The sequence below is a fragment of the Thiohalospira halophila DSM 15071 genome (assembly GCF_900112605.1).
In the GTDB taxonomy this organism is placed as follows: Bacteria; Pseudomonadota; Gammaproteobacteria; order Thiohalospirales; family Thiohalospiraceae; genus Thiohalospira; species Thiohalospira halophila.
This window is the reverse complement of record NZ_FOMJ01000004.1, coordinates 93,512-113,850: the sequence shown is the minus strand read 5'-3', so window position 1 is coordinate 113,850 and position 20,339 is coordinate 93,512. Positions and strand designations below refer to the sequence as shown.

The window sequence follows — 20,339 nt, the reverse complement described above, 5'->3', positions numbered from 1 at the left end:
CCCTACTCCCCGGTCTCCTCCTCGCCCTCCTCCTCGGGGTAGGGCTCGCTGTAGCGACACTCCTTGCGCGGACAGGCCTTCTCGCGGCCCCGCTTCTTAGTGGTCTTCACCGTGAGGATGGGCCATTCACAGCGCGGGCAGGGTTCCTGGATGGGCGGGTCGAAGACCGCGTACTTGCAGTCGGGGTAGCGCGAGCAGGAGTAGAAGGTCTTGCCGGCGCGCGACTTGCGCTTGTTCAGCTCCCCCTCGCCGCACTCGGGGCAGGTCACGCCGGTGGGCTCCGGCTTCTCCAGCGGCTCCACGTGGCGGCACTCGGGGTAGTTGTTACAGCCGATGAACTTGCCGTAGCGGCCCTGGCGGATGATGAGGTCGCCGCCGCACTCGGGGCAGGAGCGGCCCTCCACCTTCTCCGGCTCCCGGGGGGCGTTGGGATCCTCGTCGACGTTGCGGGTATACCGGCACTCGGGGTAGCCGGTGCAGCCGATGAAGGCGCCGCGCCGACCCAGCCGCTTGACCAGGGGCTTGCCGCACTCGGGGCAGGCCTCGCCGATGTCCTCCTGGGTCACCTCGGATCGGGAGACGCTCTGCTCCTTCTCCTCCACCTGCTGGTGGAAGGGCTCCCAGAACTCCCGCATCACCGGCACCCAGTCGCGCTCGCCCCGGGCGATCTCGTCGAGCTCGTCCTCCAGGCGCGCGGTGAAGTCGTAGTCCACGTACTGGGGGAAGTGGTTGGTGAGGAAGCGATTCACCACCCGGCCGACGTCGGTGGGGATGAAACGCTTGCGGTCCATCTCCACGTACTCGCGCTGCTGCAGGGTGGCGATGATGCTGGCGTAGGTGGAGGGGCGGCCGATGCCGTGCTCCTCCAGGGTCCGCACCAGGGTCGCCTCGGTGTAGCGCGGCGGCGGCTCGGTGAAGTGCTGCTCGGGGCGCACCGCGTCCAGGGTCACCGTCTCCCCCTCCGCCAGCGGCGGGAGGATGCGTTCGGCATCCTTGTCCTCGCCATCGTCCTGGCCCTCGCGGTAGACCGCCATGAAACCGGGGTCCTCGATGGTGGAGCCGGTGGCGCGGAAGGTGTGGCCCGGCTCCCCGTCAGGGATGAGGTCCACCGCCACGGTGTTAATGGTGGCGTGGGTCATCTGGGAGGCCACGGCCCGCTTCCAGATGAGGTCGTAAAGGCGCTGCTGGTCCTTGGTCAGCCCCTGCAGGGTATCCGGCGCCCGCTCGGCGCCGGTGGGGCGGATGGCCTCGTGGGCCTCCTGGGCGTTCTTGGACTTGGTCTTGAAGCTACGCGGCTTGCCCGGGACCTTGTCCTTGCCGTAGCGCTGCTCGATGGTCGAGCGCAGCTCCCCCACCGCCTCGTCGGCGAGGTTCACCGAGTCGGTCCGCATGTAGGTGATCAGGCCCACCGTCTCGCCGCCGATGTCCACGCCCTCGTAGAGCTGCTGGGCGACGGTCATGGTCTTGGAGGCGGAGAAGCCGAGCTTGCGCGAGGCCTCCTGCTGCAGGGTGGAGGTGGTAAAGGGCGCCGAGGGGTTGCGCCGGCGCTGCTTCTTCTCCACCTGGTGGACGGTAAGCTGGCCGCTGGCGGCCTTCTCCAGCGTCTCGCGGACCTCGGTGGCGCGCGCCTCGTCGGTGATGGAGAACTGCTCCAGCTTCTCCCCGGCGAAGTGGGTCAGCCGCGCGGCGATGCCCTGCTCCTGGGCGGTGAGATCGGCCTCGACGCTCCAGTACTCCCGGGGCTGGAAGGCCTCGATGGCCTCCTCGCGCTCGACGATGAGCCGCAGCGCCGGCGACTGGACCCGACCGGCGGAGAGGCCGCGGCGGATCTTCTTCCACAGCAGCGGGGAGAGGTTGAAGCCCACCAGGTAGTCCAGGGCGCGGCGCGCCTGCTGGGCATGGACCAGGTCGTCGGAGAGGGTCCGCGGCTCGGCGATGGCCTCCTGGATGGCGCCCTTGGTGATCTCGTGGAAGACCACCCGGCCCACGTGCTTGCCCTCCAGGGCGCCGCGCTCCTGCAGCAGCTCGTAGAGGTGCCAGGAGATGGCCTCCCCCTCGCGGTCGGGGTCAGTGGCGAGGTAGAGGTTGTCCGCCTTCTTCAGCGCCTTGGCGATGGCGTCCACATGCCGGTGGTTCCGCTCGATGGCCTCGTAGTGCATCGAGAAGTCGGCATCGGGGTCCACCGCGCCCTCCTTGGGCCGGAGGTCACGCACGTGGCCGTAGGAGGCGAGGACCTTGTAGTCCCCCCCCAGGTATTTCTCGATGGTCTTCGCCTTGGCCGGCGACTCCACCACCACGACGTTGTTCGGCATGGGCAACCCCGGAAAAAACGAAGCCCGCGCGAGCGCGGGCGGGTCTGGATAACTCGACGGGTTCCTGCGAGGCCGGCCGGCACTCCTAGTGGAGGCTGCCCGCCATCTCGTTGAAGACCAGGTCCTCCATCCAGGCGAAGGCGGCCTCCTGGCCGGGGAGGTTGAACAGGACCATGAGGACCACCCACTTGAGCTGGTCCAGATCGATCTCCCCCGCGTCCAGCGCCATCACCCGGTCGATGACCATCTCCCGGGAGGCCTGGTCCAGGACGCCGGCCTGCTCCAGGTAGAGGAGGAAGCCGCGCGCCTCGGTATCCAGCTTCTCGCACTCCGCCTCGGTGAACAGCCGGATGCTCTGGTGGCGCGGCTGGTCCCCCAGGTTGTCCTGGAGATCCACCAGCCCCTCCAGCCAGGAGAGCGCCTTGTCGATCTCGGCGCGCCGGAAACCGGCGGCACTGAGCTCGGTGCGCAGGGAGTCCTCGTCCGGCTCCACCTCCATCTCTTCGTCGTAGAGGTAGTTCTCGAACAGATACATGAGGACGTCAAGCACGTTCTCTTTCATGGCCTCGCACCGGTGGCGACGCGGCTGAAGCGCCCGCCAGGGGCCGACTCCACCACGCCCTGGAGTTCAAGTCGAATTAGCATGGCGGAAACCGTATCGGCCGTCAAACCGGACCGTTCCACGAGGTTATCCACCGATTCCGGCTCGAAACCGAGGCAGCCCAGCAACTTCCGGGCCTCCGGCTCCAGCCCCTCCGGTTCGGCCTCGGCGGCGCTCGTCGGCTCGGCAGCCCCGCTGGTCGGCCGCGCGGCCGCCACCCCCGGGGCGACCTCCTCCAGGATGTCCTCCACCCCCTCCACCAGCCGGGCCCCCTCGCGGATGAGGCGGTGGCAGCCGCGGCTGGTGGGGCTGCGCACCGGCCCGGGGACCGCCAGCACCTCGCGGCCGGCCTCCGCCGCCAGGCGGGCGGTGATGAGCGAGCCGCTGCGAGTCGCCGCCTCCACCACCGTGGTGCCCAGGGTCATGCCGGCGATGATGCGATTGCGCCGGGGAAAGTGGCCCCGCGCCACCCCGGTCCCGGGCGGGAATTCGGTGATCACCGCCCCGGCGCCGGCCACCGCCTCCGCCAGCTCGACATTGCGGCGGGGGTAGATCCGATCGGGCCCGCAGCCCAGGACGCCGACGGTGGGCCCGCCGGCGGCCACGGCCCCGCGGTGGGCGGCGCCGTCGGTCCCCAGGGCCAGGCCGGAGACCACCACCAGCCCCGCCCGGGCCAGCTCCCGGCCGAGTTCCTCGGCCAGCTCCCGCCCCGACGGCGAGGGACGGCGACTGCCCACGACGGCCACCCCGGGCCAGGCGAGATAATCGGGGTCGCCGACGACGAAGAGCGCCAGGGGCGGGTCGGTGGTCTGAAGCAGGGCCGGGGGATAGACATCGTCCGCCGGGGTCACCACGAGGTGGTCGGAGCGCTCCAGCCACGCCTCCGTCCGCTGGCGCAGCTCCAGGGGGACCGGCTCCACGAAGCGCTGGGCCCGGTGCCGGGAGAGACCGGCCTCCATGAGGGTGGGGATATCGGCCCCGGCCGCCGCCGTCGGCGAGCCCAGCTCCCGTACCATCGCCATCACCGTGCCGGGCCCGGCCGCCGGGCGCAGGGCCAGTTCCAGCCAGGCCCCGGCGTTCATGAGTCCGCGCCCCGTGCGGGGGCCACCGCGCGATCGCCGGCGACCACCGCCTCCTCGGCCCGGACCAGCAGGGCCAGGGCGAGGTCCTCGTCGGTCCGGTAGACCACCGCCCAGGCGATGGAACGCCCGGGCAGCACCACCTCCTCGCCACTCTCCGGGTCCCGCGTCGTTCCGCCCTCGCGGCGGAGGCGGTAGATCGAACCTCGACGCGCCCCCTCGCCGTGGAGAACCACCGTATCGTGAGTCCCCGCGTGGGCCAGCCGGCCCGGAATGGCGACCACCGTAAAATCGGCGCCGGCCGGGGCAGCGCGCAGACGGCGTGGGGGCTCCGGCTCGGTGACCGCCAGCACCCGCTCGCCACCCCGCACCGGGCGCCGGACCCGGTTCAGGCGCACGGTGGCCGGATCGCCGTCGGCTACCCGCCGGCCCTCCGCCACCGGCTGGAGCCAGTGGGCCAGGGTCCGGTCGCTCCCCGGATGGGTCACCGCCTGGCCGCGTGCGGCCAGACGGAGGCGACCGGCCGGCGTCCCGCCGCGGACGAAGACCCGCTGGCCCGGCGTCCCGACCATGAGCCGCTCGCCCTCCGTGGCCACGACCCGGGGGGCACGGGCCCACTCGTCCGGGCGCACCAGGCGGGCGTGGCGGAGGAAGGGCTCGAGGCGGTCGGGGTCCACCGCCGGGATGGCCGCCGGCAGCGGCTCCTCTCGCACGCGAGGCGAGAGCCGGGTCACCGGCAGTCCGCGCTCGATCGCCAGCTGGCCGTCGCGCAGGACCAGCGTATCCCCGGGAAAGATGAGGTGGGGGTTGGCGACCTGCTCGTTCTTCGCCCAGATCCCGGGCCAGCGCCAGGGATCCTCGAAGAAGCGGCTGGCGATGTCCCAGAGGGTGTCGCCCCGACGAACGGTATAGCGCCGGGGCGCATCGGCCGCCGGTCGCGGCGAACTCTTCCCGGTGACGTCCGTCGACGGCTCGGGGTCGGCTCCGGCGTCCGGGTCGGGCGGCGTGTGGCCGCAGGCAGTCAGCAGAAGGGCGGCCAGCAGGCCGAGAAGGGGGGTAGAAAGGGGCGCCATGGGTCCTCCGTGACCCCGCGGCAGTGGCCGCGGTTGGCTTGAATCCAGTATGATCGGGACCAATACTCATATCGCAACCCGGTGGCTCAACGCAACGCACTCATGGCCCTGTTACCCGTACTCCACTTCCCCGATCCCCGCCTGCGCACGGTCGCTGAACCCGTGACGGAGGTGGATGACGCCATCCGCCAGCTCATCGACGACCTCTTCGAGACCATGTACGAGGCCCCCGGGATCGGCCTGGCGGCCACCCAGGTGGATGTCCACAAGCGGGTCCTGGTCATCGATACCTCCGAGAGCCGGGATGACCCGAAGGCCTTCATCAATCCCGAGATCATCCAGCGCGACGGTATCGAAACCATGGAGGAGGGCTGCCTCTCCGTACCGGGGATCTACGAGAAGGTGGAGCGGGCCGACCACGTGCGCGTGCGCACCCTGGATCGCGACGGCCAGACCCGGGAGGAGGACCTGGAGGGGCTGACGGCGGTCTGTCTCCAGCACGAGATGGACCACCTGGAGGGGAAGCTCTTCGTCGACTACCTCTCCGAACTCAAGCGCAACCGCATCCGCAAGAAGCTCGAGAAGCACGCCCGGCAGACGCTCTAGCCGATGCGCATCCTCTTCGCCGGAACCCCCGACTTCGCCGTCGCCGCCCTGGACGCCCTGCTCGCCAGCGACCACGAGGTGGTGGCGGTCTACACCCAGCCGGATCGCCCCGCCGGCCGCGGCCGGCGGCCGACACCGCCGCCGGTGAAGGTCCGCGCCGAAGAGGCGGGGCTCCCGGTCCACCAGCCCGAGAGCCTGCGCGATGCCGACGAGCAGCAACGACTGGCCGAGCTGGGCGCCGACCTCGGCGTGGTGGCCGCCTACGGCCTGATCCTGCCGCGCGCGGTGCTGGAACTCCTGCCCCTGGGCTGGGTGAACCTCCACGCCTCGCGCCTGCCGCGCTGGCGCGGGGCCGCCCCCATCCAGCGCGCCATCCTCGCCGGCGACCGCGAGACCGGGGTGGACCTCATGCAGATGGGCCCGGGCCTGGACACCGGCCCGGTCCTGGCGGAGACCGTCCTGCCCATCGGCCCCCGGGAGACCGGCGGCGAGCTCCACGACCGCCTGGCCGCCGCCGGCGCCGAACTGCTGCGCACCCACCTGGACGACCTGGCCGCCGGCCGCCTGGCGGCGATGCCCCAGCCGGAGGCGGGGGTCACCTACGCCGAGCGCATCGACCCCGGCCAGGCGACCCTGGACTGGCAGCGCCCCGCCGTCGAGCTGGACCGGCTGGTGCGCGCCTTCCACCCCTGGCCGGTGGCCCGGACCACCGCCACCGACGGCTCCTCCCTCAAGGTCCACGCCGCCGAGCCGGTGGCCGAGGCGACCACGGCGGAACCGGGGACCGTCCTCGCCGTCGGCCCGGAGGGGATCGATGTGGCCACCGGCGACGGCGTGCTGCGCCTGACCCGGCTCCAGGCCGCCGGCGCCCGACCCATGGCCGCGGCCGACTTCCTCAACGGCCGGCGGGAGCTGGTCCCCCACGGCAGCCGCCTGGGGGCCTCATGAAGGATGCGCGGGCGGCAGCGGCCCGCGCCATCGCCGCGGTGATCCACCACGGCCGCTCCCTGGACGACGCCCTGGCGGCCCCCGAGGCCCTGCCGGCGGATCCCCGGGACCGCGGCCTGGCCCGCGCCATCGCCTACGGCGCCCTGCGCCACTACCCGGAGCTGGCCCTCTACCGCGATCGGCTGCTGGACAAACCCCTGCGCCGCAAGGAGGCCGACGTGGACGGCCTGCTTCTGGCCGGCCTCTACCAGATCGCCCACATGCGCATCCCCGACCACGCCGCCGTGGGCGCCACCGTCGCGGCGGTAAAGCCCCTGGGCCGGGCCCGCAGCCGGGGCCTGGTCAACGCCATCCTGCGCCGCTTCCAGCGCGAACGGGGCGAGCTGGAGGCGGCGGCCGCCGCCGATCGCGAGGCCGCCAGCCTCCACCCCGCCTGGCTGCTGGATCGCTTCAACCGGGACTGGGGGGAGGCGGCCGCGGCGGTCATCGCCGCCAACAACACCCCGGCGCCCATGACCCTGCGGGTGAACCGCCGGCGCACCGACCGTGACACCTGCGCCGCCGAGCTGGACGCCGCCGGCTTCGCCACCAGCCCGCATCCCCATGCCGCGGATGCCCTGGTCCTGGCAGAGCCGGCGGAGGTCACCGATCTCCCCGGCTTCACCGAGGGCCGCCTCTCGGTCCAGGATGCCGCTCCCCAGCTCGCCGCCGACCTGGTGGACCCGCAGCCCGGGCAGCGGATCCTGGATGCCTGCGCCGCCCCCGGCGGCAAGACCGCCCACCTGCTGGAGCGCTGCCCGGAGGCCGAAGTACTGGCGCTGGACCAGCACGCCGAGCGCCTGGAGCGCGTCCCCGAGGGGCTGGCACGGCTGGGCCTGACCGCGGAGACCCGCGTGGGCGACGGCGCCGACCCGGGCGCCTGGTGGGACGGCACCCCCTTCGACACCATCCTCATCGACGCCCCCTGCTCCGGCACCGGCGTCATCCGCCGCCACCCGGACATCAAGCTCCTGCGCCGGGAGACCGACATCGCCACTCTGGCCGCGCGCCAGGAGGCCCTCCTGGCCGGCCTCTGGCCCCTGCTCCGTCCCGGTGGCAGGCTGGTCTACGCCACCTGTTCGGTGCTCACCCAGGAGAACAGCGACCGCGTCTCGGCCTTCCTGGCGGCCCATCCCGAGGCGCGGGAGGCAACCCCGGCGGCCGCCTGGGGGGAAACCGCGGTGGCCGGGCGCCGCATCCGCCCCGGCGAGGCGGACATGGACGGGTTCTACTATGCGGTTATCGAACACACCCCTGGGTAGGCTGCTACTGGCCGCGCTGCTCTCGCTGGCGCCCCCGGCCGTGCTCGCCGAGCCCCTGGTCGGGGTCGAGGAGGCGCACGCGGAACTGGAGGGGGGCGTCTGGCTGCTGGATGCGGACCTCCACCTGGTCCCGTCGAAGACCATGCGCCAGGCCGTGGACAACGGGGCCCGCCTGGAGCTGCGGCTCGCCATCGAGGTCTACCAGGAGCGCGGCTGGTGGCCGGACAGCGCCGTGGCGGAGCTGACCCAGCGCTACACCCTGCGCTATCACCCCCTCACGCGCCGGGTGGTCACCACGGCGCACAACAGCGGCATCCGGCGCAGCTACGCCGACCTGGAGGATGCCCTGCGCGCCCTGGGCCGCCTGCAGCGCCTTCCGCTCCTCGACCACGCCCTGCTGGCCGACTGCGACCCCTGCTACGGCCGGCTCCGGGTGCAGCTCGGCGTGGCCTCGGTCCCCCTGCTGCTGCAGCCGGTCCACTGGTTCACCGACCACTGGCGCATCGAGAGCCCATGGTATCACTGGCCCATCGGGACCTGACCCCGCTGCGGCGGCTCCTCTCGCCGCCGCTGATCATCGCGCTCGCCCTGCTCCTCTCCCTGGGGGCGCTGCTGCTGGTCGCCCGGCACACCGGGGAGGGCGCCCACCCGGATCGGCTCAGCGCCCTGCTACTGGCGGTCAACGCCCTGGCCGCGGTGGTCCTGCTGGCGGTACTGACCGCCGGTGCGACCCGACTGGTACTCCACGTCCGCCGGGGCGAGCCCGGCTCCCGGCTCACCCTGCGCCTGGCTGCCCTGCTGGGCCTGCTGGCGGTTACCCCGGTGGTGGTGGTCTTCTTCTTCTCCTTGGGATTCATCGACCGCGCCCTGGGCAGCTGGATGGAGCCGCGGGTGGATACCGCCCTCGAGGAGGCGCTGGACGTCTCCCGCGCGGCGCTCACCGCCCGCACCGCGCGCCATCTGCGTGCCGGCAACCGCGCCGCACGGATCCTGGCCCTGACCCCCGGCGCCCGGCGCGCCCAGCGCCTGGATGAACTGCGCCGCCGCATGCGCGCGCGGGAGCTCTCCCTGCTCGCCGGGGACGGCCGCCTGGCCGCTGTCGCCCTGCCCGCGCGGGACGGCCTCTACCCGGAACCGATCCCCCGGGGTGCGGCCGCCCAGGCCCGCGCGGGGATCCCCTACCTGGCGCTGGAGCCGCGCAGTGGCGGGGGTCTGCAGGTCCGGCTGGTCCACGCACTGCCGGGTCCGGGGGAGGAGGTCCTCCAGGCGCTCTTCCCCCTCTCCGGCCGTCTGGGGGAGCTGGCCGACCGGGTCCAGACGGCGTGGCGCCACTACCGCGGGGCGACCTTCCTGCGGGAGCCCCTGCGCACCAGCTTCGTCACGACCCTGACCCTGGTGGTCCTCCTGGCGGGGCTGGCCGCCCTCTGGGCGGCCCTGCTGCTGGCGCGGCGGCTGGTGGCCCCCATTCGCGACCTGGCCGCGGGGACGCGCGCGGTAGCCGCCGGGGACTACACCAAGCAGCTGCCCATCCCCCGCCACGGCGACGAGATCGCCGGCCTGGTGGAGTCCTTCAACGAGATGACCCACCGGGTAGCGGAGTCCCGGGACAGCGCCCGGCGCAGCCAGCGGCGGGCGGAGACCGAGCGCGCCTACCTGGAGGCGGTCCTCGGGCGGCTCTCCTCCGGCGTCATCACCCTGGATCGCGAGGGCCGGCTGCTCACCGCCAACCGGGCCGCCACCAACCTGCTGGAGACCGCCCTCCGCCCCGCCCGGGGGCAGACCATCACCGCCATCGCCGGCCGCCATCCCCATCTGGAGCCGCTGGCCGAACGGCTGGCGGCCATCCTCGCCGGCGACCGGGACGAGTGGTCGGACGCGGTCACGCTGTTCACGCCGCGGGGCCGGCGCATCCTCACCCTCCACGGCAGCCGGCTGCCGGCGCCCACGGAAACCCCCGGCCACATCCTGGTCTTCGACGACGTCACCGCCCTGGTCCAGGCCCAGAAGGAGGCGGCCTGGGGCGAGGTGGCCCGCCGCCTGGCCCACGAGATCAAGAATCCCCTCACCCCCATCCGGCTGGCCGCCGACCGGCTGCGGATGAAGTGCGCCGAGGGGCCCCAGGCGGAACTGGTGGAGCGCTCGGCCAGTACCATCATCCATCAGGTGGAGGGGCTGGAGGAGATGGTCCGCGCCTTCGCCGACTACGCCCGCACGCCGCCGCTGGCCCCGCAGGCCCTGGATCTCAACGAGCTGGTCCGGGAGGTCCTGGAGCTCTTCCGCGGCGGCGAGATCCAGGTCCTGGTCAACCTCGACCCCGGTCGGCCCCGGGTCCACGCCGACCCCGACCGTCTGCGCCGGGTGCTGACCAACCTCCTGGAGAACGCCCGCACGGCGCTGGAGACCGCCGAGGGGTTGCGCCGGCTGTCAGTAACCACCCGCTGCCTGAGTGACACCGACCGCTGTCGCCAGGTCGAGTTGCGTATCCAGGACAGCGGCCCCGGCGTCCCTGCCGAGGACCGGGTAGCGGTGTTCGAGCCCTACCACACCAGCCGCGAGGGCGGGACCGGGCTGGGGCTGGCCATTGCCAAGAAGCTGGTGGAGGAGAACGGCGGGCGCATCCACATGGAGGGCTCGCCCCTCGGCGGGGCCTGCGTGGTGGTCACCCTGCCGGCGGACGGCGGCATGCCCTCCGCCGCTACGGAGGATGAGAACCCATGAGCACCCCCTACATCCTGGTGGTGGACGACGAGCCCGACATCCGCGAACTCGTCCGCGACATCCTCACCGACGAGGGCTTCGAGGTGAACACCGCCGCCAGCGGGGCCGAGGCCCGGGCCAGCCGCCAGCGCCGGCGACCGGGGCTCATCCTGCTGGACATCTGGATGCCCGATGTTGACGGCATCACCCTGCTGCGGGAATGGGCCGCCGAGGAGGCGGAGCCGCCGCCGGTGATCATGATCTCCGGCCACGCCACGGTGGAGTCGGCGGTGGAGGCGACCCGGCTGGGGGCCTGGGATTTCCTGGAAAAGCCCCTCTCCCTGGCCAAGCTCCTGCTCACCGTCCGGCGCGCCCTGGAGGCGGCGAGCCTGCGCCACGAGAACCAGCGCCTGCGCCGCTACGGCGAGCCCCTGGAGGAGCCGGTGGGGCGCGGCTCCGCCGGTGAGGCCCTGCGGGAAGAGGGCCGCCGGGTGGCGGCCGTGGAGGCGCCGGTCCTGCTCACCGGCGAGCCGGGGACCGGCAAGCGGACCCTGGCGCGCTACATCCACGGCCAGGGACCGCGAGCGGCGGGCCCCTTCGTGGAGATCTCCGCGGCCACGGTGGGCGGGGCAACGGCCGCGGAGACCATCTTCGGCCGCGAGACGGCGGAGGGTCCGCACTACGGCCTCCTGGAACGGGCCGCCGGTGGCACCCTCTTCCTGGCCCACGTGGATGAACTCAGCGCCGACGCCCAGGCGCAGCTCCTGGCTGCGCTGGAGACCGGCCGTTTCCGCCGCGTGGACGGCCAGGGGGAACAGCCCCTGAATGTCCGGATCATCGCCGGCAGTCAGCTGGGTGAACACGACCTCGCCCGCGGGGGCTACCTGCGCCGCGACCTCTACGACCACCTGGCCGGCCTGCCGCTCCATCTGCCGCCCCTGCGGGAACGCGCCGAGGACCTCCCGGAACTCACCGCCTTCTTCGCCGACCACATGGCCGCCGTGGAGGGGCTGCCCTTCCGCGAATTCGATGTCGCCGCCCAGAACCGGCTGCGCCAGCATCCCTGGCCGGGCAACCTGCGCGAACTGCGCAACCTGGTGCAGCGCCTGGCCATCGCCGGGGGCGAGACGGCGGTTACCGCCGCCGAGGTGGAGGCCGCGCTGGGCGGCGAGACGAATACGCCGACGGGCATCGACTTCGACCAGCCCCTGCGCGCCGCCCGGGAGGCCTTCGAGCGCGCCTACCTGGAGCACCACCTGAAACAGCAGGGGGGCCGCGTGGGGGAGGTGGCCCGGGTGGCCGGCCTGGAGCGGACCCACCTCTACCGCAAGCTTCGGGCCCTGGGGCTGCAAGGATCGCGCAAGGGATAGGCGCATGCTCGTGGACGGAGCCGGGCGAACCTTTGCAAGCCCCCGCCCCCGGCGTACCATTTGCGCACCCCTCGCAGGCGGCGGAGCACCATGAAGATCCTCATCCTGGGTGCCGGCCAGGTCGGCTCCTCCCTGGCCCAGAACCTGGCCTCCGAGGCCAACGACATCACCGTGGTGGATACCGACGACCTGGCGCTGGCCCAGCTCCAGGACCGGCTGGACATCCGGACCATCATCGGCCGCGCCTCCCATCCCCACGTTCTGCGCCGCGCCGGGGCGGAGGATGCCGACATGGTCATCGCCGTGACCAACTCCGACGAGACCAACATGGTCGCCTGCCAGGTGACCTGGACCCTCTTCCGCACCCCCACCAAGATCGGCCGGGTGCGCGAGGCGGAATACCTCGCCCACCCCGCCCTCTTCGGCAACGAGGCCCTGCCCATCGACGTCCGGATCAGCCCCGAGCAGCTGGTCACCGAGTACGTCCAGCGGCTCATCGAGCACCCCGGGGCGCTGCAGGTCCTGGACTTCGCCGGTGGCAAGGTGCAGCTGGTGGCGGTGAAGGCCTACTACGGCGGCCCCCTGGTGGGCCACGAGCTCTCCACCCTCAAGCAGCACATGCCGGGCGTGGAGACCCGGGTGGCGGCGATCTTCCGCCGTGGGCAGCCCATCATCCCTGAGGGCACCACCGTCATCGAGGCGGACGACGAGGTCTTCTTCATCGCCGCCCGGGGCGACATCCGCTCCGTGATGGGGGAGATGCGCCGGCTGGACAAGCCCAACAAGCGGGTGGTCATCGCCGGAGGCGGCAACATCGGCCGGCGGCTGGCCGGGGCGCTGGAGGACCGCTACCAGGTCAAGCTCATCGACCACAATCGGCGCCGCTCCAGCGACCTCGCCGAGGAGCTGGGCCGCTCCATCGTCCTGCTGGGCGATGCCGCCGACGAGGAGCTGCTGCTCGAGGAGAACATCGAGTACACCGACGTCTTCTGCGCCCTGACCAACGACGACGAGGCCAACATCCTCTCGGCGATGCTCGCCAAGCGGCTGGGGGCACGCAAGGTCATGGCGCTCATCAACCGCGCCTCCTACGTCGACCTGGTGGAGTCCGGCGAGATCGACATCGCCATCTCTCCCCAGCAGGCGACCATCGGCAGCCTTCTGGCCCATGTGCGCCGCGGCGACGTGGTGGTGGTCCACAGCCTGCGGCGCGGCGCGGCGGAGGCCATCGAGGCGGTCGCCCACGGCGACCCGCGCTCCTCCAAGGTGGTGGGCCGCCAGGTGGGCGAGCTGAAGCTGCCGCCGGGGACCACCATCGGCGCCATGGTCCGCGGGGAGCAGGTCCTGGTGGCCCACCACGACACCGTCATCGAGTCCGGCGACCACGTCATCCTCTTCCTGGTGGACAAGCGCAACATCCCCGAGGTGGAGCGGATGTTCCAGGTCCCGGTCACCTTCCTCTGACGCCGCCATGCAGCTACCCGCCATCCTGCGCATCCTGGGCCTGCTGGTCGCCCTGTTCAGCGTCACCCAGCTCCCGCCACTGGCGGTGGGGTTACTGGACGGCGGCCGGGGGGTCATGCCGTTCGCCGCCTCCTTCGGCATCATCCTCGGGCTGGGTATTCTCCTCTGGCTCCCGGTACGCCATCAGCGGCGGGAGCTGCGCACTCGCGACGGCTTCATGGTGGTCTCGCTCTTCTGGCTGGTGCTGTCGCTCTTCGGCGCCGTCCCCTTCATCCTCTGGGACGAGCCGGCCATCCCGGTGGCCGACGCCATCTTCGAGGCCACCTCGGGGCTGACCACCACCGGCTCCACGGTCCTGACCGGCCTGGACGACCTGGCGCTGTCGCTGCTCTTCTATCGTCAGCAGCTCCAGTGGCTGGGGGGCATGGGGATCATCGTCCTGGCGGTGGCCATCCTGCCCATGCTCGGCATCGGCGGGATGCAGCTCTACCGCGCCGAGCTCCCCGGTCCCATGAAGGACACCAAGCTCACCCCGCGGATCACCGAGACGGCCAAGGCGCTGTGGTACATCTACCTGGGCCTCACCGTGGCCTGCGCGCTGGCCTACTGGGCCGCCGGGATGTCGGGCTTCGATGCCGTGGCGCACAGCTTCTCCACCGTCGCCATCGGCGGCTTCTCCACCCACGACGCCAGCATCGGGTATTTCAACAGCCCCGCCATCGAGCTCATCGCCGTGGTCTTCATGCTCCTGGCCGGGGTGAACTTCGCCCTCCACTTCACCGCCTGGCGCAGCCGGTCGCCGGCAGGCTACCTGCAGGACCCGGAGTTCCGCGGCTTCATGGGCTACATGGGGCTGCTGGCGACCATCACCATCGGCTACCTCTACCTGGACGGGACCTTCGGCAGCGGCTTCGCCGCCTTCCACCACGGCCTCTTCCAGGCGGTCTCCATCGGCAGCACCGCCGGGTTTGCCACCGCCGACTTCGCCTACTGGCCGAGCTTCCTGCCGGTGCTGCTCATCTTCGCCAGCTTCATCGGCGGCAGCGGCGGCTCCACCGCCGGCGGCATGAAGGTGATGCGCTTCCTGCTGCTGCTGGTGCAGGGGATGCGGGAGCTCAAGCAGCTCGCCCACCCCAACGCCCAGCTCCCGGTAAAGCTCGGCGGGCGGCGGGTCTCACCCCAGGTGGTCAACGCGGTGTGGGGCTTCTTCTCCGCCTACGTGGCCAGCTTCGTCCTCATCATGCTCGCGCTCATGGCCACGGGGCTGGACCAGGTCACCGCCTTCTCCGCCGTGGCGGCGACGCTGAACAACCTTGGCCCCGGCCTGGGCGATGTGAGTGCCAACTTCGGCTCCATTAGCGATACTGCCAAGCTCATCCTGGCCTTCGCCATGGTCCTGGGACGGCTGGAGATCTTCAGCCTCCTGATCCTCTTCACCCCCTGGTTCTGGCGCCGCTGAGGCCGGGGGTTAACGCGCTGCTACCCCGGGGGGTCGGCCACGAGCACTCGATCCCGTCCCGCTTCCTTGGCGCGGTAGAGGACGGTATCCGCTCGCTGGAAGGCCGCCTCGGCGGTATCCCCGGTGGCCAGGGCGGTGAGGCCGCCGGAGATGGTGATGGGCACCCGCTCGCCGCGGTAGACGAACTGGAGGGCGGCCACCGACCGACGCAGTTCCTCGGCCAGGTCGGTGGCGTCGGCCAGCGGCGTATCGGGCATCAGGATCACGAACTCCTCACCGCCGTAGCGGGCCACGAAATCGGTGGCGCGCAGGCGCCGGACCAGCAGATCGGCAACGGCGCGAATGACCTTGTCGCCGGCGGTGTGGCCGTAGGTGTCGTTGATGGCCTTGAAGCTGTCGAGGTCCCAGACCGCCACGGCAACCTCGTGGCCCTGGCGCTGGAAGCGGGCGAGCTCCTGGTTCAGCCGCTCGTCCCAGGCCAGGCGGTTGTAGACGCCGGTGAGGGGATCCCGCAGGGCCTGTTCGCGCTCGCTGGCCAGCCGCTCGCGCAGCACCCCGGTGACCACCTCCAGGGACTCCATGCGGGCGTGGACCCGCTCCATCTCCCGTTCCATCTCGGAGCGGCGCGCATCGGCGCGGCTTCGGTACTCCTCCAGATGGTCATTGATGGCACTGAGCTGGTCGCTGACGGTGGTCTTGAGGGTCGGCAGGTCTTCCGCCTCCTGGACGCTGGTCTGCATCTGGCGGACCCGGTCGGAGACGGCGGCGTCCAGCTCCTGCTCGGCGGCAGCGGCCTCCTCCTCGCGCCCGGCCGCCTCGCGGATGTGGCTGTCCAGCTCCTGGAGGTGGTCGCTCACCTCCTGGAGGAAGCCGGCCATCTCCTCCTGCTCCTCGCTGAGGCGGGCGCGGGCGGTAGCGGCCAGGTCGGCCAGCTCCTCCAGAACGGCGGCGGCATCCACCGATCCCTCGCCCACGTCCTCCTGGAGGTTGGCGGCCCGCCGGGCCAGATCCGCCGGCAGGGTGAGTTCCGCCACCAGTCGGCTCAGGGCCTCCTGGACGGCCTGGTTGTCTCCAGCATCACGGCCGCGGAACAGGCGGGGCAGCCAGCCCCCGCGCTCCTGCCCCAGGGCGGCGGCGATCTCGTCCAGCAGCCCCACCAGCTCCGCCAGCTGTTCGTCCACGTTCCCCTCCGGGCCGGCCTCCTCCAGCCGCCGGGTCACGTTGCGCGCGCGACGCCGCAGGCCGCTGGGGAGATCCAGGGCGCGCAACAGGCGCTCCAGGGCCCGGAGGGGAAGCGGGATGGTGGCGTTCTCCCGGCGAAGATCCTCCAGAGCGGTGATGGCCCCGGCGATCTCCTTGAGTATGGGTTCGAGATCCTCCGGTGCGGTGCCGTCGAGCACCGCCCCGCGCAGCCGTTCCAACTGGCGGGCCAGCTCGGGGTGGCGCGTATCGCCGGCGTGGGTCAGCCGGACCAGGGCGTGGCGCAGCTGTTTTTCCGTCTCGGCATGCTCCGCGTCCTGTGCCTCCAGCTGCTGCAGGGCGCGACTGTAGCGCTGCTGGAGGGTGCGCACATCCTCCGGCAGCTCCTCGGGGGCGGCGCGGCGCTCATCGCTCATAGGCTCACCAGTCCGATCTCTTCGGGGACGCGCACGTCCATGCTGATGGGGAGGTGGTCGGAGTAGGAATGACTCAGAACCTCGGCCCGGGTTACGGCCAGCTCCTCGGTAACGAGGATGTGGTCGATATTGCGCTGGGGCTGCCAGCTGGGGAAGGTGGCGAAGGCCTCCAGGGGCTCGCGCAGATTCGTGCGCCGGAAGAGCTCGCGCAGTTCCGGGCTGTCCGGGGCGCAGTTCATGTCCCCCATGACCACGGCGTGGGGATACTCGGCGATGATCTCGGCCACCCGGGCGAGCTGGCTCTGGCGCGCCCGCCGGGAGAGGGAGAGGTGGATGTTCAGGACCACCAGGGCGTGCTCACGCCGGCCGTAGCGCGCCAGGGTGACCCCGCGCCCGGGGATGAGGCCGGGCAGGCCGTACTCGCGCAGCTCGGCGGGGGCGACCCGGGAGAGGAGGCCGGAGGCGTGCTGGGCGAAGCGGCCGATGCGACGGTTCACGCGGTGGTGCCAGTAGGGGAAGCCGGCCTGGGTCGCCAGGTACTCGGTGAGGTTGACGAAGTTCGACCGCAGGCTGCCGGCATCCACCTCCTGGAGGCCGACGATGTCGTAGCCGCGCAGCACCTGCGCCACCCGATCCAGGTTCTCGAACCGGTTGGCGTGGGGCAGGACGTGCTTCCAGGAGTTGGTCAGGTACTGCCGGGCGCGCCGCGTCCGGATCCCCACCTGGATGTTGTAGGAGAGCAGCCGTAGGATGCTGCCACCGGATGCCGTCTCCCGCGCGCCGCCCAGCGTGACCGCGGTGTCGCTCATGATGCCCCTGTGCCCGCGTGGATATCACTCCATCCTACACCCGGTTTCCGGAGACGGGAATCGCGCCCCGATCGGGCTAGAGGGGGCAGACCATCTCCCCGAGCTTCTCGGTGAGCTTGAGGTTCTCCGAGTAGTCCACCGGGCAGTCGATGACGCTGACGCCGCCATCCGCCAGGGCCTCGCGCAGGGTGGGCAGCAGGTCCTCGGTGCGCTCGATGCGGTAGCCGTGGGCGCCGAAGGACTGGGCGAAGGTGACGAGATCCGGGTTGTTGAAGTCCACCGCCGAGGTCCGACCGTAGGCGTTCAGCTGCTTCCACTCGATGAGGCCGTAGCCGGCATCGTTCCAGACCAGGACCACCATGGAGATCCCCTGGCGCACGGCGGTCTCCAGCTCCTGGGCGTTCATGAGGAAGCCGGCATCCCCGGTGACCGCCACCACGTTGACCCCGGGGCGGGCCAGGCGGGCCCCCACGGCGCCGGGCAGGGCGATGCCCATGGCGGCGAAACCGTTGGAGATGAGGCAGGTATTGGGCCGCTCGGCGCGGAACATCCGGGCCATCCACATCTTGTGGGCGCCGACGTCGCAGATGGCGATGTCGTCGAGCTGCATGGCGGTGCGCAGGTCCCAGATGATTTTCTGCGGTTTCACCGGGAAACGGCTGTCCTCGGCGTGCTCGTTCATGTCCTCGATGAGGGCGCGCCGCAGGGGGCGGGCGAACTGGCCGGCACGCGGCGTGGCGGCCTCGGCGATGCGCTGGAGGCTGTGGGTGATATCGCCCACCACGCCGACATCCACGGAATAGAAGGCGTCCACCTCCGCCGGGGTGTTGTCGATGTGGACGAGGCGGTTGCTGCGCGTGGGATTCCACAGGTAGGGGTGGTACTCCACCAGGTCGTAGCCGATGCAGAGCACCAGATCAGCCTGGTCGAAGCCGCAGGAGACGTAGTCCTTGGCCTGCAGCCCGGCGGAGCCCAGCGCCATGGGGTGCTTGAAGGGGATGGCCCCCTTGGCCATGAAGGTGTTCGCCACCGGGATGTTCATGGCCTCGGCGAACTCCGCCAGCGCCTCGCAGGCGCCGGAACGGATGACGCCGTTGCCGGCCAGGATGATGGGATTGTTCGCCGCCGAGATGGCGGCCGCCGCGGCCTCCACCCGGTCCCCCGGCGGCTCCGGCGCCACCGGCTGGCGCACGGTCAGGGGCTCGTCCTCGATGGGCATCTCGGCAATGTTCTCGGGGAACTCGATGAAGCAGGCGCCGGTCTTCTCCGACTGGGCCAGCTTGAAGGCCTTGCGCACCACCTCGGTGGTAATGGCCGGGGTTAGCAGCCGCGAGCTGTACTTGGTGACCGGGCGGAAGAGGTTCTGGAGGTCCAGGACCTGGTGGGACTCCTTGTGCAGCCGGTTGGTGGAGGCCTGGCCGGCAATGGCCACCAGCGGCGCGTGGTCCATGTTGGCGTCGGCAACACCGGTGATGAGGTTGGTAGCCCCCGGCCCCAGGGTGGCCAGGCAGACCCCGGCGCGACCGGTGAGCCGGCCGTACACATCGGCCATGAAGGCCGCGCCCTGCTCGTGGCGGACGGTGATGAACTGGATGTCGGAGTCCACCAGGGCGTCCATGACGTCCAGGTTCTCCTCGCCGGGGAGGCCGAAGATGTACTCGACCCCCTCGTTCTCGAGGCAGCGAACGAACAGCTCGGCGGTCTTCACGGTTCCCTTCCTCCCCGCCCTACGGGCGACTCTTCTCGATGAGGTAGTCCATCACCTCCAGCATGGCCTCCCGGCTGCCGGCGCGCGAGGGGCTGGTGCGGTAGCGGCCATCGATGATGATGGCCGGGACTCCGTCGGCCCCGGAACCCCGGGCAATGCGCTGGGCCCGGCGCATCTTGGTGTTCACGCCGAAGCCCCCCATGGTCCGCCGGAACTCGGCCGGCTCCACCCCGTAATCGGCGTAGAAGGCGGCGAGGTCGTCCCGCCCGTGGAGGTGATCCCCCTGCTCGTGGACGCGACGGAAGAAGGCGGCGTGGGCCTCGTCCGCGACGCCGTAAAGCTCGGCGGCATAGTAGGCGCGGGCGTGGCGGGCCCACTCCTCGTTGAAGGGGGCGGGGATGCGCTCGAAGCGCACGGCCTCGCCCTTGCGATCCAGCCAGGCCTGCAGCGGCTCCTCCAGGTGGTAGCAGTGGGGGCAGCCGTACCAGAAGAGCTCCAGCACCTCCACGCGCTCGCCGCCACCGTCGGTGACCGGCTCGTCCAGGACGACGTAGTCGATGCCCTCGGCGGGCTCGGCCGCCACCGGCAGGGCAAGGACCAGGCCGGCCAGCGCCAGGATCAGCGTAGCGGCGATGCGGGTGAATGACTCCATGCAACAACCTCCTCGGGGTGGACGCGGACTGCCGGCTTCATGGTGCCCCAGCTCGCGTCGCGTTTCCACGGCCGTTTTTTCCGCCCGCGGCGTGGGGTATGCTGAGCGCCGTTCATTAACCCGCCGGAGGCGCCATGACCCAGCAGAACCCCGTGGAGCTCGCCGAGTTCCTCAACCAGCAGGCCCTGTGCGAGTCCATGACCATCAAGGAGGTCCAGACGCTGCTGGAGTACACCGAACTGGTGACGCTGCAGCGGGACGAGGTCATCGCCGACGTCGGCGAGGTGGGCGAGGCCCTCTACTTCATCGTCCAGGGCGAGGCGGCGCTGCTCTCCGTCTCCGGGACCGAGAGCTTCGAAGTGGGCCGCATCGGCGAGGGCGAGATGATGGGGGAGATGTCCTTCTTCGACCGCCAGCCCCGCTCCATCCGCATGGAGGCTCGCGCCGAGGGGACTCGCGTGCTGCGCCTGCCCCGGGTGATGTACTCCCGCCTGCGGCTGGAGCACCCCTTCATCGCCGTGAACCTCCTGGAGCACGCCATCGTCAGCCTGGACCACCTCTTCCGCCAGGTCTCCACCGACGTCGCCACCTTCAACGAGTACTTCTACGGTATCGGCCGCCGTTGAGGCGGCCCGAGCGGCGGC

Annotated in this window: 17 protein-coding genes; 9 read left to right on the top strand and 8 right to left on the bottom strand. The window is 71.5% G+C overall.

The genetic code is table 11. From position 1 onward, the window contains the following. Positions 1-2 precede the first annotated feature (2 nt). From topA to BM272_RS07290, 4 genes are all read right to left on the bottom strand, one after another. The gene (gene topA, locus BM272_RS07305) at positions 3-2,312 is read right to left on the bottom strand and encodes a type I DNA topoisomerase (protein WP_093428120.1); all 2,310 of its coding nucleotides are present in this window, start codon (positions 2,310-2,312) and stop codon (positions 3-5) included. A gap of 85 nt (positions 2,313-2,397) precedes the next feature. After that, the gene (locus tag BM272_RS07300; protein ID WP_093428119.1) at positions 2,398-2,874 is read right to left on the bottom strand and encodes a DUF494 family protein; all 477 of its coding nucleotides are present in this window, start codon (positions 2,872-2,874) and stop codon (positions 2,398-2,400) included. Beyond that, positions 2,871-3,995, bottom strand: a complete 1,125-nt coding sequence (gene dprA, locus BM272_RS07295; protein WP_093428118.1) for a DNA-processing protein DprA — start codon at positions 3,993-3,995, stop codon at positions 2,871-2,873. The genes BM272_RS07300 and dprA overlap by 4 nt, the downstream gene beginning before the upstream one ends. Further along, complete coding sequence (locus tag BM272_RS07290; protein ID WP_093428117.1) at positions 3,992-5,065, bottom strand: LysM peptidoglycan-binding domain-containing protein; 1,074 nt, start codon at positions 5,063-5,065, stop codon at positions 3,992-3,994. Before BM272_RS07290 ends, dprA begins: the two co-directional genes overlap by 4 nt. A gap of 102 nt (positions 5,066-5,167) precedes the next feature. Here BM272_RS07290 and def point away from each other — a divergent pair, with 102 nt between their 5' ends. The 8 genes from def to BM272_RS07250 all read left to right on the top strand — a co-directional run bounded on the left by def (position 5,168) and on the right by BM272_RS07250 (position 14,910). Further along, on the top strand, positions 5,168-5,671 hold the full coding sequence (gene def, locus BM272_RS07285) for a peptide deformylase (protein ID WP_093428116.1): 504 nt from the start codon (positions 5,168-5,170) through the stop codon (positions 5,669-5,671). Positions 5,672-5,674: 3 nt separating this feature from the next. Then, the gene (gene fmt, locus BM272_RS07280) at positions 5,675-6,619 is read left to right on the top strand and encodes a methionyl-tRNA formyltransferase (protein ID WP_093428115.1); all 945 of its coding nucleotides are present in this window, start codon (positions 5,675-5,677) and stop codon (positions 6,617-6,619) included. Then, complete coding sequence (gene rsmB / locus BM272_RS07275; protein WP_093428114.1) at positions 6,616-7,920, top strand: 16S rRNA (cytosine(967)-C(5))-methyltransferase RsmB; 1,305 nt, start codon at positions 6,616-6,618, stop codon at positions 7,918-7,920. Before fmt ends, rsmB begins: the two co-directional genes overlap by 4 nt. Beyond that, complete coding sequence (locus BM272_RS07270) at positions 7,892-8,461, top strand: DUF4390 domain-containing protein (RefSeq protein ID WP_093428113.1); 570 nt, start codon at positions 7,892-7,894, stop codon at positions 8,459-8,461. The genes rsmB and BM272_RS07270 overlap by 29 nt, the downstream gene beginning before the upstream one ends. Continuing rightward, positions 8,434-10,638 carry a sensor histidine kinase gene (locus BM272_RS07265; protein WP_093428112.1) on the top strand — a complete coding sequence of 735 codons (2,205 nt, stop codon included), beginning with the start codon at positions 8,434-8,436 and terminating at the stop codon, positions 10,636-10,638. The genes BM272_RS07270 and BM272_RS07265 overlap by 28 nt, the downstream gene beginning before the upstream one ends. Then, the gene (locus tag BM272_RS07260; protein ID WP_093428111.1) at positions 10,635-11,987 is read left to right on the top strand and encodes a sigma-54-dependent transcriptional regulator; all 1,353 of its coding nucleotides are present in this window, start codon (positions 10,635-10,637) and stop codon (positions 11,985-11,987) included. Before BM272_RS07265 ends, BM272_RS07260 begins: the two co-directional genes overlap by 4 nt. A 90-nt stretch (positions 11,988-12,077) precedes the next feature. Beyond that, a complete protein-coding gene (gene trkA / locus BM272_RS07255) occupies positions 12,078-13,451 on the top strand; it encodes a Trk system potassium transporter TrkA (protein ID WP_093428110.1) in 1,374 nt (457 codons plus the stop codon). Positions 13,452-13,458: 7 nt separating this feature from the next. Further along, positions 13,459-14,910 carry a TrkH family potassium uptake protein gene (locus BM272_RS07250; protein ID WP_093428109.1) on the top strand — a complete coding sequence of 484 codons (1,452 nt, stop codon included), beginning with the start codon at positions 13,459-13,461 and terminating at the stop codon, positions 14,908-14,910. A 20-nt stretch (positions 14,911-14,930) separates the two neighbouring features. Here the strand turns inward: BM272_RS07250 and BM272_RS07245 are convergent, their stop codons facing one another. From BM272_RS07245 to BM272_RS07230, 4 genes are all read right to left on the bottom strand, one after another. Then, complete coding sequence (locus BM272_RS07245; RefSeq protein ID WP_093428108.1) at positions 14,931-16,526, bottom strand: GGDEF domain-containing protein; 1,596 nt, start codon at positions 16,524-16,526, stop codon at positions 14,931-14,933. Then, positions 16,523-17,335: an endonuclease/exonuclease/phosphatase family protein gene (locus BM272_RS07240; RefSeq protein WP_093428107.1), complete on the bottom strand. Its 813-nt coding sequence runs from the start codon at positions 17,333-17,335 to the stop codon at positions 16,523-16,525. The genes BM272_RS07245 and BM272_RS07240 overlap by 4 nt, the downstream gene beginning before the upstream one ends. A 76-nt stretch (positions 17,336-17,411) precedes the next feature. Further along, positions 17,412-19,043 (bottom strand): acetolactate synthase large subunit, encoded by a 1,632-nt coding sequence (locus BM272_RS07235; RefSeq protein WP_093428106.1) that lies wholly within the window; start codon positions 19,041-19,043, stop codon positions 17,412-17,414. Positions 19,044-19,062: 19 nt separating this feature from the next. Further along, the gene (locus BM272_RS07230; protein ID WP_093428105.1) at positions 19,063-19,695 is read right to left on the bottom strand and encodes a thiol:disulfide interchange protein DsbA/DsbL; all 633 of its coding nucleotides are present in this window, start codon (positions 19,693-19,695) and stop codon (positions 19,063-19,065) included. A 134-nt stretch (positions 19,696-19,829) separates the two neighbouring features. Here BM272_RS07230 and BM272_RS07225 point away from each other — a divergent pair, with 134 nt between their 5' ends. Beyond that, positions 19,830-20,321 carry a Crp/Fnr family transcriptional regulator gene (locus BM272_RS07225; protein WP_093428104.1) on the top strand — a complete coding sequence of 164 codons (492 nt, stop codon included), beginning with the start codon at positions 19,830-19,832 and terminating at the stop codon, positions 20,319-20,321. Positions 20,322-20,339: the final 18 nt, after the last annotated feature.

What these genes read in the sequence shown, in the direction of transcription:
- topA (WP_093428120.1), bottom strand. Translation starts at nt 2,312, where the DNA reads ATGCCGAACAACGTCGTGGTGGTGGAGTCGCCGGCCAAGGCGAAGACC.
- BM272_RS07300 (WP_093428119.1), bottom strand. Translation starts at nt 2,874, where the DNA reads ATGAAAGAGAACGTGCTTGACGTCCTCATGTATCTGTTCGAGAACTAC.
- dprA (WP_093428118.1), bottom strand. Translation starts at nt 3,995, where the DNA reads ATGAACGCCGGGGCCTGGCTGGAACTGGCCCTGCGCCCGGCGGCCGGG.
- BM272_RS07290 (WP_093428117.1), bottom strand. Translation starts at nt 5,065, where the DNA reads ATGGCGCCCCTTTCTACCCCCCTTCTCGGCCTGCTGGCCGCCCTTCTG.
- def (WP_093428116.1), top strand. Translation starts at nt 5,168, where the DNA reads ATGGCCCTGTTACCCGTACTCCACTTCCCCGATCCCCGCCTGCGCACG.
- fmt (WP_093428115.1), top strand. Translation starts at nt 5,675, where the DNA reads ATGCGCATCCTCTTCGCCGGAACCCCCGACTTCGCCGTCGCCGCCCTG.
- rsmB (WP_093428114.1), top strand. Translation starts at nt 6,616, where the DNA reads ATGAAGGATGCGCGGGCGGCAGCGGCCCGCGCCATCGCCGCGGTGATC.
- BM272_RS07270 (WP_093428113.1), top strand. Translation starts at nt 7,892, where the DNA reads ATGCGGTTATCGAACACACCCCTGGGTAGGCTGCTACTGGCCGCGCTG.
- BM272_RS07265 (WP_093428112.1), top strand. Translation starts at nt 8,434, where the DNA reads ATGGTATCACTGGCCCATCGGGACCTGACCCCGCTGCGGCGGCTCCTC.
- BM272_RS07260 (WP_093428111.1), top strand. Translation starts at nt 10,635, where the DNA reads ATGAGCACCCCCTACATCCTGGTGGTGGACGACGAGCCCGACATCCGC.
- trkA (WP_093428110.1), top strand. Translation starts at nt 12,078, where the DNA reads ATGAAGATCCTCATCCTGGGTGCCGGCCAGGTCGGCTCCTCCCTGGCC.
- BM272_RS07250 (WP_093428109.1), top strand. Translation starts at nt 13,459, where the DNA reads ATGCAGCTACCCGCCATCCTGCGCATCCTGGGCCTGCTGGTCGCCCTG.
- BM272_RS07245 (WP_093428108.1), bottom strand. Translation starts at nt 16,526, where the DNA reads ATGAGCGATGAGCGCCGCGCCGCCCCCGAGGAGCTGCCGGAGGATGTG.
- BM272_RS07240 (WP_093428107.1), bottom strand. Translation starts at nt 17,335, where the DNA reads ATGAGCGACACCGCGGTCACGCTGGGCGGCGCGCGGGAGACGGCATCC.
- BM272_RS07230 (WP_093428105.1), bottom strand. Translation starts at nt 19,695, where the DNA reads ATGGAGTCATTCACCCGCATCGCCGCTACGCTGATCCTGGCGCTGGCC.
- BM272_RS07225 (WP_093428104.1), top strand. Translation starts at nt 19,830, where the DNA reads ATGACCCAGCAGAACCCCGTGGAGCTCGCCGAGTTCCTCAACCAGCAG.